The sequence below is a fragment of the Kineococcus sp. AC630 genome (assembly GCF_979255925.1).
This window is the reverse complement of the sequence record NZ_CEEDMJ010000015.1, coordinates 1-12,713: the sequence shown is the minus strand read 5'-3', so window position 1 is coordinate 12,713 and position 12,713 is coordinate 1. Positions and strand designations below refer to the sequence as shown.

Annotated in this window: 11 protein-coding genes and 1 rRNA gene; 6 read left to right on the top strand and 6 right to left on the bottom strand. The window is 72.1% G+C overall.

Annotation, left to right across the window (positions count from 1 at the left end; translation table 11 throughout):
• Positions 1–24 precede the first annotated feature (24 nt).
• Entirely contained in the window at positions 25–897 is an 873-nt protein-coding gene (locus AC0I8G_RS16275) for a SigB/SigF/SigG family RNA polymerase sigma factor (protein WP_380261011.1), read from the top strand.
• A gap of 16 nt (positions 898–913) precedes the next feature.
• Here AC0I8G_RS16275 and AC0I8G_RS16270 read toward each other — a convergent pair whose 3' ends face one another.
• Positions 914–1,321 (bottom strand): hypothetical protein, encoded by a 408-nt coding sequence (locus AC0I8G_RS16270; protein WP_471730867.1) that lies wholly within the window; start codon positions 1,319–1,321, stop codon positions 914–916.
• 374 nt (positions 1,322–1,695) lie between these two features.
• Here AC0I8G_RS16270 and AC0I8G_RS16265 point away from each other — a divergent pair, with 374 nt between their 5' ends.
• Positions 1,696–1,944 carry a WhiB family transcriptional regulator gene (locus tag AC0I8G_RS16265; protein ID WP_012086460.1) on the top strand — a complete coding sequence of 83 codons (249 nt, stop codon included), beginning with the start codon at positions 1,696–1,698 and terminating at the stop codon, positions 1,942–1,944.
• Positions 1,945–2,026: 82 nt separating this feature from the next.
• Here the strand turns inward: AC0I8G_RS16265 and AC0I8G_RS16260 are convergent, their stop codons facing one another.
• Together AC0I8G_RS16260 and AC0I8G_RS16255 are read right to left on the bottom strand one after the other, a co-directional pair.
• Complete coding sequence (locus AC0I8G_RS16260; RefSeq protein WP_328296268.1) at positions 2,027–3,529, bottom strand: sensor histidine kinase; 1,503 nt, start codon at positions 3,527–3,529, stop codon at positions 2,027–2,029.
• Between the two features lie 46 nt (positions 3,530–3,575).
• Positions 3,576–8,498, bottom strand: coding sequence for an NAD-glutamate dehydrogenase (locus tag AC0I8G_RS16255; RefSeq protein ID WP_471730866.1), 4,923 nt, complete (start codon positions 8,496–8,498; stop codon positions 3,576–3,578).
• Between the two features lie 112 nt (positions 8,499–8,610).
• Here AC0I8G_RS16255 and AC0I8G_RS16250 point away from each other — a divergent pair, with 112 nt between their 5' ends.
• The 3 genes from AC0I8G_RS16250 to AC0I8G_RS16240 are packed head-to-tail and all read left to right on the top strand — an operon-like array spanning position 8,611 to position 9,547.
• Entirely contained in the window at positions 8,611–8,778 is a 168-nt protein-coding gene (locus AC0I8G_RS16250; protein WP_471730865.1) for a hypothetical protein, read from the top strand.
• Positions 8,775–9,047 (top strand): hypothetical protein, encoded by a 273-nt coding sequence (locus AC0I8G_RS16245; RefSeq protein WP_471730864.1) that lies wholly within the window; start codon positions 8,775–8,777, stop codon positions 9,045–9,047. Before AC0I8G_RS16250 ends, AC0I8G_RS16245 begins: the two co-directional genes overlap by 4 nt.
• A gap of 2 nt (positions 9,048–9,049) precedes the next feature.
• Complete coding sequence (locus tag AC0I8G_RS16240; protein ID WP_471730863.1) at positions 9,050–9,547, top strand: DUF2505 domain-containing protein; 498 nt, start codon at positions 9,050–9,052, stop codon at positions 9,545–9,547.
• Positions 9,548–9,560: 13 nt separating this feature from the next.
• Here AC0I8G_RS16240 and AC0I8G_RS16235 read toward each other — a convergent pair whose 3' ends face one another.
• The gene (locus AC0I8G_RS16235; RefSeq protein ID WP_471730862.1) at positions 9,561–10,088 is read right to left on the bottom strand and encodes a DUF6912 family protein; all 528 of its coding nucleotides are present in this window, start codon (positions 10,086–10,088) and stop codon (positions 9,561–9,563) included.
• Between the two features lie 5 nt (positions 10,089–10,093).
• Complete coding sequence (locus AC0I8G_RS16230) at positions 10,094–10,963, bottom strand: tetratricopeptide repeat protein (protein WP_471730861.1); 870 nt, start codon at positions 10,961–10,963, stop codon at positions 10,094–10,096.
• Between the two features lie 144 nt (positions 10,964–11,107).
• On the opposite strand from AC0I8G_RS16230, the gene AC0I8G_RS16225 reads away from it, so the two are divergent.
• Positions 11,108–12,271 (top strand): hypothetical protein, encoded by a 1,164-nt coding sequence (locus AC0I8G_RS16225; RefSeq protein WP_471730860.1) that lies wholly within the window; start codon positions 11,108–11,110, stop codon positions 12,269–12,271.
• A gap of 72 nt (positions 12,272–12,343) precedes the next feature.
• On the opposite strand, the gene rrf is transcribed toward AC0I8G_RS16225, so the two are convergent.
• Positions 12,344–12,460: ribosomal RNA gene (gene rrf, locus AC0I8G_RS16220) — 5S ribosomal RNA — on the bottom strand.
• Positions 12,461–12,713: the final 253 nt, after the last annotated feature.

Sequence of the window (12,713 nt, the reverse complement as noted above, 5' to 3'; positions counted from 1 at the left end):
CGCCCCCGTGCGCGTGACGTCCCGGTGGCGCGCACGCACGCGCACGGTGACCCTGAGGTCATCGATCCGCGCAGCAGAGCCGACGAAGACACCGACGGCCGCCCTGCGGACGTCCCGCAGCCGCCCGTCGCGGCGCCACTCGACCTGCCGTCCTCCCGCGACGTGGAGGACGCCCCGCTGCTGTCCCGGATGGCCTCCCTCCCGATCGGGGACCCCGAGCGGATCCGCTTGCGCGACGACCTCACCCGCCGCCACCTCCCCCTGGCCGAGCACCTCGCCGCGCGCTTCCTCGGCCGCGGCGAACCGCAGGACGACCTCGTCCAGGTCGCCACCATCGGGCTCCTGAAGGCCCTCGACCGCTTCGACCCGACCCGCGGCGTCCCCTTCGGCGCCTACGCCGTGCCGACCATGCTCGGCGAGATCAAACGTCACTTCCGCGACCGCGGGTGGGCGATGCGCGTCCCCCGCCGCATCCAGGAGGCCGGGCGGGCGCTCGGCGACGCGCGCGAGGCGCTCACCCACGAACTCGGTCGGGCGCCGACGATCGCCGAACTCGCCGAACGCACCGGTTACGACGCCGAGGACGTCGTCGACGTCCTGGAGTCCGCGAACGCCTACTCGACGTTGCCCCTGGACACCGGCTCCCCGACGTCCCCGGTCGCCTCCCTCGGTGCCGACGACGACGCCTTGCAGAACGTCGAGAACCGCGAGGCGCTGCGCCCGCTGCTGGCCGGTCTGGCGGCACGGGAACGCCGGATCCTGGCGCTGCGCTTCGTGCGCGGGATGTCGCAGTCGCAGATCGCGGCCGAGATCGGCATCTCCCAGATGCACGTGTCGCGGTTGCTGACCCGGACCCTCGCCGAGCTGCGCGAGGGCCTCGGTGACGAGACGGACTGACCCCGGTGCGTGCGGGTCAGCGCGAGACCTGCGCGGAGACCGACGGCACGAACAGCCCGACGAGCACCACGACGGCCGGCACGACCAGGACGACTCCCACCCACGGTGATCCCCCGCTGAACGCGGGGATGCCCGCGGCCAGTTCGAGCAGCTGCCACACCACGACCGGGGAACGCGCCCAGGTCGCGCGGTGCAGGAGGCCCCACCCGCAGAAGCCGACGCCCACCGCGAAGATCAGCGCCATCACGACCATCGCGATCGCCGCGATCGGCGCAGCGGCGTCCTCGACGAGCAGTCCGTGCAGCAGGTAGACCGCGGCCCCCACGAGGATCAGCGCCTCGACGAGCACGAGGGCCGCGACGAGCGTCAGCAGTGGTGAACGACGCGGGGTGGGCGCAGGGTGGGAGGACGAACCGGAGGGCACGAGGACAACGCTACGGCGTACCCCTGAGCGCCGGCCCCCCTCGGGGGGCCACCGCTACGGCGTGTCGCGGTGGCTCGTGCGGGGATCGGGGATTACCGGGAGGGGTCATCCGTGTTACGTCCATGTGACGAAGCCGACACGCTTCCTCCACGAACGGCCCGGCTGTACCTCTTGTGGGAAGCGCCGCGGGATGTGACATTAGATCCCAACGCGATCCCCGACACACGTCGCACCTGGTCCACACCGACCAGTGCGGGTATGTCCCGGCACCGCCGGCGCTGCCGGTGCTCAGGGATCACGCGTGTCCAACTCGTCACCACGACACGGACCCGCGCGTACTGAGACCGCAACCGCTGAGAAGGAGTGGAATCCCCATGGACTGGCGCCACCGCGCTGCCTGCCTCGACGAAGACCCCGAACTGTTCTTCCCCATCGGGAACACGGGTCCGGCGATCCTCCAGATCGAAGAGGCCAAAGCTGTCTGCCGCCGTTGCGACGTCGTCGACTCCTGCCTGAAGTGGGCACTGGAGACCGGCCAGGACGCCGGCGTCTGGGGCGGCATGAGCGAGGACGAACGCCGCGCGCTCAAGCGCCGCGCCGCCCGCGCCCGCCGCGCGAGCTGACCTCAGCTCCACCACCCACCTCGAGCAGCCCCGGGATCCACGAGGTCCCGGGGCTGTTCGACGTCCGATCAGCAGCGTCCGGTCAGTTGCGGACGGAGCCGATCTGGCTGGCGTCGCGACGCACCCGCAGATCCAGGCGGACCTCGGTCCCGCCGGTGTCGCTCGACCCGAACTCCATGCGACCCCTCAGTTCGCCGGCCACCAGCGACCGCACGATCTGGGTCCCCAGACCCGAACTGCCGGCCTGGAAGTCCTCGGGCAGCCCGATCCCGTCGTCGCTGACCACGACCGCGAGGCGGTCGTCGTCGGTGTGCTCGACCCGCACCACCACCGTCCCGGCCCGGTCGGAGCCGAACCCGTGCTCGACGGCGTTGGTGACGAGTTCGGTGAGGACGAGGGCCAGCGCCGTGGCGTCCTCCTGCCGCAACTCCCCGAACTTCCCCTCCCGGACGGTGCGGACGCGTTCGGCGTTCTCCATCGCGACCTCGGCGGCCATCATCAGGCAGCGGTCGAGGACCTGGTCGAAGTCGACGTTCTCGTCGATCCCCTGCGACAACGTCTCGTGCACGGTCGCGATCGTCGAGACGCGGCGCATCGCCTCCTGCAGCGCCGAACGTCCCTCCTCGGAGACGATCCGGCGGGCCTGCAGACGCAGCAGGGCGGCCACCGTCTGCAGGTTGTTCTTCACCCGGTGGTGGACCTCGCGGATGGTGGCGTCCTTCGTCATGAGTTCACGCTCACGACGACGGAGTTCGGACACGTCGCGCACCAGCAGCAGCGCCGCCATCCGGGTCGCCGTGCCGTTCTCCTTGCGGGTCAACGGGATGGCCCGCATCGACAAGGTCGCGGCATCGGTCTCGAGATCGGTGCGCCAGGGAGCGCGACCGGTCACGACCAGCGGCAGCGACTCGTCGACGGGCAGGTGGCTCGCTGCCAGCGAACTCGAGATCTCGGCGAGGTTCGCCCCGACGAGTTCCCCGATGAGCCCCGCCCGGTGGAAGGCGGAGAGCGCGTTCGGGCTGGCGTAGGTCACGACGCCCTCGGAGTCGAGGCGCAACATCCCGTCCCCCACCCGGGGAGCGCCGCGCCGGGGCCCGGTCGGCGCCGCCGTCTGCGGGAAGTCACCCGCGGCGATCATCCGCGTGAGGTCGTCGGCGCACTTGACGTAGTTGAGTTCCAACCGGCTCGGGGTCCGCGAGGTCGCCAGGTTGGTGTGGCGGGCCAGCACCCCGAGGACGACCCCCTCGCGGACGACGGGGATCGTCTCCTCGCGCACGGGGACGTCGTCGTCCCACTCCGGGTCCCGCCCGCGCAGGCTGCGCGCCTCGTCGAACGTCGTGTCGACCTGCGGGCGGCGGCCCCGCTCCAGGACCGCGCCCACGACGTCGTCGTAGTGCACCGTCGGTCCCGTCGTGGGCCGGCAGTGCGCCACCGCGACGAAGTGCTGCCGATCCGCCGAGGGGACCCACAGCACCAGGTCGGCGAAGGACAGGTCCGAGATGAGCTGCCAGTCGCCGACCAGCAGGCGCAACCACTCCGCCTCGGCGCCTTCGACGGCGGTCTCCGAGTGCAGCAGGTCAGACATGGTCGGCACCCCACGAGCCTACGGCTCGCCCGGCGCAGCGGACCGGTCAGCCCGCACGGAGCACCGTCCGCAGCGTCCGCAGCCCCACGGAGAGCGCCGCGAGGTCCCCGGCACCCGGCTCCCCCTCGAGGTCCCCCATCGTCTGCCGGGCCCGTCGCACCGCCGGCGCGTGCGCGGTCTCCCACGCCTCGACGGCCGCGGCCGGGTCGAGCTCGTCCCCCGCACCGGCGTGGGCGACGACGGCGGCCGTGAGGTCGCGCAGGGCGGAGTAGAGGTCGTCGCGCAGCGCGGCCCGCGCGAGCGACTGCCAGCGGTCCGCCCGCGGCAGGGCCGCGATCCCGTCGAGCATCGCTTCGATGCCGTAGCGGTGCGAGAGCTCGTACCAGGTGGCGGCGATCTCCTCGACGGCCCGCCCGGACGCCTCGGCGACCTCCACGACGTCCAGCAACGGGTACGTCGCCAGCAGCGACGCCGTCCGGCGGGCCTCGCCCTCCTCGATCCCGCGCTCGGTGAACCAGGCGGTCTCGGCGTCGGTCGCCTCGGCGTCCACGCCGCGCATGAACGTGGCGATCTGCGGCGTGAGCCGCGCCACCGCCGGACCGAACCGCGCGATCTCGGCCGACACGTCGATCCCCTCCGGCCGGGCGTGCAGCAGCCACCGCACCGAACGGTCCAGCAGCCGCTGGTGCTCCTGGCGCATCCGCGACTGCACGTGGGCCTCGACGGTGCCGTCCAAGGCCTCGACCGCGGCAGCGCGCTCGAGCAGCCCGAACACCAGGGTCGCGACGACGAACGCCCGCACGACGTCGGCCGGGTCGCAGCCCGTCTCCTCCGCCGCCCGGAAGGCGAACGTCAACCCGCCGGTGCCGACGACGTGGTTCACCAGCACCGTCGTCGCGATCTCCCGACGCAGCGGGTGGTCGGCCAGGTGGTCGCCGAAACGTTCCCGCAGCTCCGCCGGGAAGTATCCCTTGAGGGTCTCCGCCACCCAGGGCTCGTCGGGCAGGGCACTGGCCAGGACGTCACGACCGAGACTGATCTTGGCGTGCGCGACGAGGACGGAGAGTTCGGGCATGGTGAGCCCGGCACCGTCGCGGGCGCGCCGGTCCAGTTCCGTCGGCGACGGCAGCGCCTCCAGCCGCCGGTCGATGTCCCCGTTGCGCTGCAGCGTGTCGAGGAACCGTCGGTGCGCCGGGAGCAGCCCGGCCGCGAAGGTCCCCTCGACGCTCAGGACGACGTTCTGGTCGTAGTTGTCGCGCAGCACGAGACGGCCGACCTCGTCGGTCATCCGCAGCAGGGTGTCGTTGCGGTCACCCGGTTCGAGTTCCCCCTGCGTGACGAGGTGGTCGAGGAGGATCTTGATGTTGACCTCGTGGTCGCTGCAGTCGACGCCGGCGGAGTTGTCGATGGCGTCGGTGTTGAGCTTGACGCCCGCTCCCCCGCGGCCCTGCAGGGCGGCCTCGATGCGACCGCGCTGGGTCAGCCCGAGGTTCCCGCCCTCGCCGACGACCCTGACCCGCAGGTCGCGGCCGTCGATGCGGATGGCGTCGTTCGCCTTGTCGCCCACGTCCGGGTGCGACTCCGTCGACGCCTTGACGTAGGTGCCGATCCCGCCGTTCCAGAACAGGTCCACCGGGGCCGCGAGCACGGCCTTGAGCAGTTCGACCGGGGACATCGAGTGCGTTCCGGGTTCCAGGCCGAGGGCCTGCGCGACCTGCGGGCTGACCGGGACCGACTTGGCCGTCCGCGGGTACACCCCACCACCGGCGGAGATCAGCGAGGTGTCGTAGTCGGCCCACGACGAGCGCGGCAACGCGAACAACCGGGCCCGCTCGGCGTGCGCGGCAACGGGTTCGGGATCGGGGTCGAGGAACACGTGGCGGTGGTCGAACGCGGCGACCAGCCGGATCCGGTCCGAGAGCAGCATCCCGTTGCCGAAGACGTCGCCGCTCATGTCACCGACGCCGACGACGCTGAACTCCTGGGTCTGGGTGTCGTGCCCGAGTTCGCGGAAGTGGCGACGGACGCTCTCCCACGCGCCGCGGGCCGTGATGCCCATGGCCTTGTGGTCGTAGCCCACCGACCCGCCCGAGGCGAACGCGTCCCCGAGCCAGAACCCCCGGGAGACCGCGATCTCGTTGGCGATGTCGGAGAACGTGGCCGTTCCCTTGTCGGCCGCCACGACCAGGTAGGAGTCGTCGCCGTCGTAGCGCACGACGTCCAGGGGGGGAACCGTCGTGCGCCGGCCCTCGACGATCCGCAGGTCGTCGGTGATGTCCAGCAACCCCGAGATGAACGTCTTGTACGACGCGATCCCCTCGGCCCACCAGGCGTCGCGGTCCACCGACGGGTCGGGGAGCTGCTTGGCGACGAAACCGCCCTTGGCCCCCGTGGGGACGATGACGGCGTTCTTCACGATCTGCGCCTTGACCAGCCCGAGCACCTCGGTGCGGAAGTCCTCGCGGCGGTCCGACCAGCGCAACCCGCCACGGGCGACCTCGCCGAAACGCAGGTGGACGCCCTCGACGCGCGGGGAGTAGACCCAGACCTCGGCGTGCGGGGCGGGTTCCGGCATCCCGGCGACGAGACGCGGCGACAACTTGAACGACAGGTGGTCGTGGGCCTGCCCGTCCGATGCGTGCTGGTAGGCGTTGGTCCGCACGATCGCCTGCACGACGGAGAGCAGGGCGCGCAGGATGCGGTCGGCGTCCAGGCCGTCGACCTCGTCGAGAGCGCCGTGGGTCTCCTCCACCAGCGCGTCGACGAGCTCGGCGCGTTCGTCCTCGTGACCGTGCCGGGTCGGCGCGAACCGCGCCTCGAACAACCGCACGATGAGCCGGGTCAGCCCGACGTTGGCCAGCAGGCAGTTGGCCACGTAGTCGAGCGAGTACGCCAGACCGACCTGGCGCAGGTAGCGCACCAGCGCCCGCAGGATCGAGACCTGGCGCCAGTCCAGCTGCCCCGCCAGGACGAGGCGGGCCAGGGCGTCGCTCTCGGCCTTCCCCGTCCAGGCCGCGGCGAAGGCGTCGCAGAAGCGCTTCCTGGCGGCGGCCGGGTCGGCGTCGAGCTGCCAGACGTCGACGGGCAGGCGCAGCCCGACGTCGTCGATGTGGACGGTGCGGTCGTCGTCGCGGTGCACGACGTGCGGCCGCTCATCGGTCACCTCGACCCCGAGGTCGGTCAGGACGGGCAGGACCGCGCTCAACGTGACCGGAACGGTCCGGTAGCTGGTGAAGCGCCAGGTGCGGGGCTGTTCGGGATCGTCGCGCAGGTCGAGGACGGGCACCTCCCCGCCGGCGTCGAGGAGTTCACCGGCCCGGGCGAGGTCGCGCACCGCGCGTTCGGCGTCGACCGCGGCCCGGTAACCGTTGGGGATGCCCGCCACCCAGCGACGCACGAGCGCCGCCGAGGCGCGGTCCCCGAGCTGGACGCGGGCGGCGTCGGCGAGGTCGTCGTCCCAGGACCGGGCGACGCGGGCGACGTCGGTCTCGAGGCGGGACACGTCGACGTCGCTGAGTTCCTCGCCCGGCCGGGCCCGCACCACGATGTGCAGCCGGGCCAGCACCGACTCCGAGACGCGCAACGTCGACTCGACGGAACCGCCGTCGAACGCCTCCTTGAGCGAGGCCTCGATGCGGGCCCCGACCCGGGTCGTGTAACGGTCGCGGGGCAGGTAGACCAGGCAGGACATGAACCGGCGGTAGTCGTCGCGGCGCAGGAACAGACGCGTGCGGCGACGCTCCTGCAACCGCAGCACGGCGAGGGCCGTGCGCAGGATGGAGTCCACGTCGGACTGCAGGAGCTCGTCGCGGGGGAACGTCTCGAGGATGCTCAGCAGGTCCTTGGCGGAGTGCCCGCTGGACCCGAAACCGGCGCGCTGCAGCACGTCGACGACCTTCTCGGCCACGACGGGGACGCGCTTCACCGAGTCGGTGTAGGCGACGGACGTGAAGAGCCCGAGGAAGCGGCGCTCCCCCGTCACCCGTCCCTGGTCGTCGAAGGTCTTGATCCCGACGTAGTCCAGGAACGCGGGTCGGTGCACCGTCGCCTTGGCGTTGGCCTTGGTGACGACGAGCACCTGCGCTTCGGTCGCCTTGTCGCGCACCGGACCCGACAGCGTCCGCTCACGTCCGCCGGAACGCCCGGGCCGATCGGCGAGGACCCCGAGTCCGGTCCCGGGACGGGCGGCGAGGACGACGTCGTCGCCGGACGTCCGCAGGTCGTACTCGCGGTAGCCGAGGAACGTGAAGCGGTCGTCGGCCATCCAGCGGAGGAACCGTTCGGTGACGCGCAGTTCGGCGTCGCTCACCCCACGGGGCGGGTCGATCTGCAGCTCGTCGGCGATCTGCAACGCCCTGGCGCGCATGGGCTGCCAGCCGTTGACCGCCGCCCGGACGTCGTCCAGCACGTGGGTCAGCTCGGTCAGCAGCTCCGCGTCGGCCTCGTGGCCGCCGTGCCCGTCGACCTCGATCCGGATCCAGGACTCCGCCGGCTCCGAGGGCGGCGCGGTGTCGAGGTCGTGCAGGTCCAGCAGGGTGCCGTCGTCGGAACGCTTCGCGGCGAGGCGCGGGTGCACCATCAGGTGGATCCCCCGTCCCAGCCGCGTCAACGCCGCCGTGAGGCTGTCCACCAGGAACGGCATGTCGTCGGTGACCACCTCGACGGTGGAGCGGCCGGACCCCGCACCGGACTCGGTGCCGTCGACGACGCGCACCAGCGTCGTGCCCGCTGGGCGCCGTTCCCCGCTGCGCACGTGCGAGGCCACCGCGGCCAGCAGTTCGGCGGGTTCGTGGTCGGCGAGGTCGTCGACGGACGTGTGGGCGTAGTAGTCCAGCAGCAACCGTTCCGGCGCGCTGCCGTCGCGCAACGACGCCGGCAGGCCGTCACCCCACGACGTGTCGCGGACGGCGACAGCGGCTCGAACGAGCTCGCGGACGGTGCTGGCGGGGGCCGAGGTGGAGGCGGGCATCACTGCTCCGATTCGCGGGTGGATACGCACGAGCAGCCTAGTGGTGATCTCCGCGATCGTGCGGCGGGCCCGGGTCGCGGACTGCTCGCGGGCCGCGCAATAGAGTGTTCGCGTGCCGATCACCAGCGAGCCGATCACCGGCCCGAGCGCTCCGCCGGCCGAACGCGCCGCGCTGGCCCGCGAGCTGGCTGCCACCGACGTCGACCTGCTCGACCCGGCCGCCGCGTCGGCGGTGGAGGAGCTGGTGGCGGCCGTTCACGACCTCCTCTCGCGCCCGTGACCGTCGTCGACCTCGTCGGTTCCAGCCGCGGCGACGTCACCGGGCTCGCCGCCCTCGCCGCCCGGTTGCGGCGGGCGTCCACGGCTCTGACCGCTGCGGACGACGTCGCCGCCGTCCTGGACGCAGCCCGGGCGGTGGACCTCGCTGCGGACCGGCTCCGGGCCCTTCCGTCACCGCCGGCCGCAGACGCCGTCCTCGAGGTCGAGCGGGCCCTGGTCAGCGACCTGGGTGCCCCGCTCGCCGTCCTGACCCGTGAAGGGAACCGCTGAAGGTGTCCACGAACTTCTCCGAACGCTCCGAGTTCACCGCCGCACCCGGCGCCGTGTGGGCCGTCCTCACCGACCCGGCCTTCCTCGTCGCCCGGGCCGAACGCACCGGCGCGCTGACCCACGAGGAATCCGTCACGGACGACGCGGGGACGACCGTCGTGACGACGTCGCGCACCGTGGGCACCGACCGGCTCCCCCAGGCCGCGTCGCGCTTCCTCGGGACCACGGCCGTGGTCGACCAGGTCGAGCGCTGGGCACCGCCCGGCTCCGACGGCTCCCGCCGGGGGCAGCTGACCCTGACGGTCCGCTCCGCTCCCGTGGAGCTGACGGCGACCGCCGTCCTCGCTCCCGTCGCCGCCGGCAGCGTCCACGAGCTGACCGGGTCGTTGAGCGTCCGGGTCCCGTTGCTGGGCGGGACGGTGGAGAAAGCAGCACTCCCGGGCCTGCTCGACCTCGTGCGTTCCGAGGTCGAACTGGCCCAGGAGTGGCTGTCCCGCTGAGCCCGTCGGTCGGTCAGGGACCGACCGCGAGCAGCACCGGCAGTTCCCCGGCGTCGTACCAGAGCAGGTCGTGACCCTCGCACGCCTCGATGGCGAACTGGGCCTCCTCGTCACCGGCGTCGGCAGCGGGCAGGGCGGCCACCGCCGCTCGGACGTCGGCCTCCGCCTCCGCGTCGTCGACGTGCAGGCTGGCCAGCGCGCCGAGCGTCAGCGCGACGTTCACCGTGACCTGGGAACGCTCCGGCGCTGACCACCCGGCGTCGGAGCGCGCCTCGACGTCACCATCGGTGACGTCGAGGGCGAGCACGACCCGTCGCGGTGGCGCCTCGGTGTCCTGTGCCAACAGGCGGACCGACTGCTCCGCCGCGTCCGACATGGCCACGTACTCCAGCTCCTCCTCGAGGTCACGAGGATCGGCGTCGGCGTAGAAGTCGCGCAGGGTGCGGGTGACCGCGTGCACCACGGCGGGGGCCGGGGCGAGGAGCCCCGATCCAGCCACCCGCGTCAGCTCCGACAGGGTCGTCGGCCAGTACACCCGCATGCTGGTCAGTCCTCGCTCTTCACGTCGTCGGACTCGTCGTCGTCGGACTCGTCGTCGTCGGACTCGTCGTCGTCCTCGTCGTCCTCGTCGTCCTCGTCGTCGTCTGAGGTCGCAGAGGCCGTGGAGGCCGTCGCCACGTCGTCCTCGAACTCCTCGTCGAAGACGATGCCGTCGAGTTCGTCGAGACGTTCAGAGGCGTCGGTCTCGCCGTCGGTGTCGGCCTCGGCGGCGCGCACGAGCCATTCCCGGGCGTCGGCCTGACGGCCGACGGAGATGAGCGCGTCGGCGTAGGCGTACCAGAGCCGGGCACGCCAGGTGGCGCGGCTGTTGGTGCGCAGCTGCGGCACCTGCAACGAGACGACGGCCGCATCGTGCTGGCCGAGGTCGTGACGAGCGCCGGCGGCGACGATCAACATCTCGACCTTCGCCTCGGTCTCGAGGGCGGCGGCCTCAGGCGAGGTCGCGAGGTCGAGGGCACGCTCGGGGCGGCCGAGGCCGCGTTCGCAGTCGGCCATCAGGGGCAGGTAGCTGTCGTCCCCGGTCATGCGACGCACGGTCCGGAGCTCGGACAGGGCTTCACGGAAGTGACCGGCCTTGTAGGCGGCGATGGCGGCGGCCTCACGCACGGCGGCGATGCGCCCACCGCGACGTTGCGCGGCCTGGGCGTGCTGCCAGGCCAGCTCGGGATCGACGTCGACGAACCGAGCGCTGGCCACGAGGTGCTTCGCGACGATGTCGGCGTTCTCGGAGGTCAACCCCGAGAGCGAGTGCCGGACGTCGGGCGCGAGTTCCTTGCCGGTGACGTCGTCCGGGAGCCGCGGGCCGGTCGGGCGCTCGGGACGGTCGTCACGCGGACGGTCCGCACCAGCACGCACGGGTCCACGCTCGCTGCGACGGGGACGATCGTCGCCACGCGTGGATCGACCGCCACTGGACGAACGGTTCTCGTCACGGCGGGGACGGTCGTCACGCTGGGGACGGCTGGCGCCGGCGGAACGTTGACCGTCGCGCGGGGGTCGTTGGTCACGATCGCCACGGAACGCAGGCCGGTCGCCGTCACGACGGGGACGCTCATCGCGCTGGGGACGGCTGGTGCCGGCGCCGGCGGAACGTTGACCGTCGCGCGGCGGTCGCTGGTCACGGTCGCCGCGAGTGGGACGTCCACTGCGTTCGTCGCTACGGAAGTCGTTGCGCTGCGGGCGGTCCGACCGGAACGCCGGCCGATCGCCGTCACGAGGAGGGCGGTCGTCGCGCTGCGGTCGACTGGTACCGCCGCCGTAGGAACGTTCGCCGTCGCGAGCGGGTCGCTGGTCGCGGTCGCCGCGGAAGGGAGGACGGTCCCCGTCACGACGGGGACGGTCATCGCGCTGCGGGCGACTACCGGCGCCGTAGGAGCGCACACCGTCGCGCTGAGGACGGTCATCGCGCTGGGGACGGCTGTTGCCACCGCCATAAGGACGTTCGCCGTCGCGGGCCGGTCGCTGCTCGCGGTCACCGCGGAAGGGAGGACGGTCCCCATCACGACGGGGACGGTCATCGCGCTGTGGGCGAGTGCTGCCACCGCCGTAGGAACGTTCGCCGTCGCGGGCCGGTCGCTGGTCGCGCTCCCCGCGGAAGGGGGGACGGTCCCCATCACGACGGGGACGGTCATCGCGCTGCGGGCGGCTGCTGCCACCGCCGTAGGAACGTTCGCCGTCGCGGGTGGGGCGCTGGTCGCGCTCCCCGCGGAAGGGGGGACGGTCGCCGTCACGCTGGGGGCGGCTGGTGCCACCACCGTAAGAACGTTCACCGTTGCGGAAGTCGTTGCGCTGCGGGCGATCCGGGCGCGAGGCCCCGTCGCGGACAGGACGCCCGGGCCGCTGGTCATCGCTGGGCGTCGACCGACGCGGACGGTCACCCCACTCGCGGCGTTCACCACGTTCTTGGCCCGCCTCACCGGAGGGCGGACCGCTTCGACGAGGACCACCCGTGGCGGGTCGGAACCCACCTCCGCTGCGGGGAGCGCCGGCGCGTGCGCCGCGCTGACCGCCGCCGGCTGGTCGCCGGTCGCCACCGTCGCGACCTCGTGCACCAGATTCAGCCATGCCGATCTCCCACCCACCCGCGTCGAACGCGGAGTCCTCGTCACTGTTCACATTGAGCTCGAACTTCAGAGCGGTCCAGCGTCTCACGTTTCACGTTGAGGCTGGACATGCGTGTGGGGAGCAACCCCCACAAGGGCTACTCCCCACGCGATCCCACCACACAAAGTGAGTGGCCGGCGGTGACCTACTCTCCCACCCAGTCTCCCGAGCAGTACCATCGGCGCTGGTGGGCTTAGCTTCCGGGTTCGGAATGAGACCGGGCGTTTCCCCACCGCTATGACCACCGGACCACAAAGGCCAGGATCAAACCACACCCCCCACCCCACCCACAAACAGGGCGAGACGGAGCGTGTGTTCGAGTTCTCTCCCGAGAACCACACAATGGACGCGAACACCACAACAGCAGTGAAATCGTTAGCTGGATTCGTCTTGCACTCGCCCCGACCCACCAACCCACCACAAAGTGGCGGCAGCTGGTGCGTGGTAGACAAGTGATCGGCTTATTAGTACCGGTCAGCTCCACAGCTCTCTCGTCGCTGCT

Coding starts and splice junctions, on each gene's coding strand:
- AC0I8G_RS16265 (WP_012086460.1), top strand. CDS start 1,696: ATGGACTGGCGCCACCGCGCTGCCTGCCTCGACGAAGACCCCGAACTG.
- AC0I8G_RS16235 (WP_471730862.1), bottom strand. CDS start 10,088: ATGCGGGTGTACTGGCCGACGACCCTGTCGGAGCTGACGCGGGTGGCT.
- AC0I8G_RS16260 (WP_328296268.1), bottom strand. CDS start 3,529: ATGTCTGACCTGCTGCACTCGGAGACCGCCGTCGAAGGCGCCGAGGCG.
- AC0I8G_RS16255 (WP_471730866.1), bottom strand. CDS start 8,498: ATGCCCGCCTCCACCTCGGCCCCCGCCAGCACCGTCCGCGAGCTCGTT.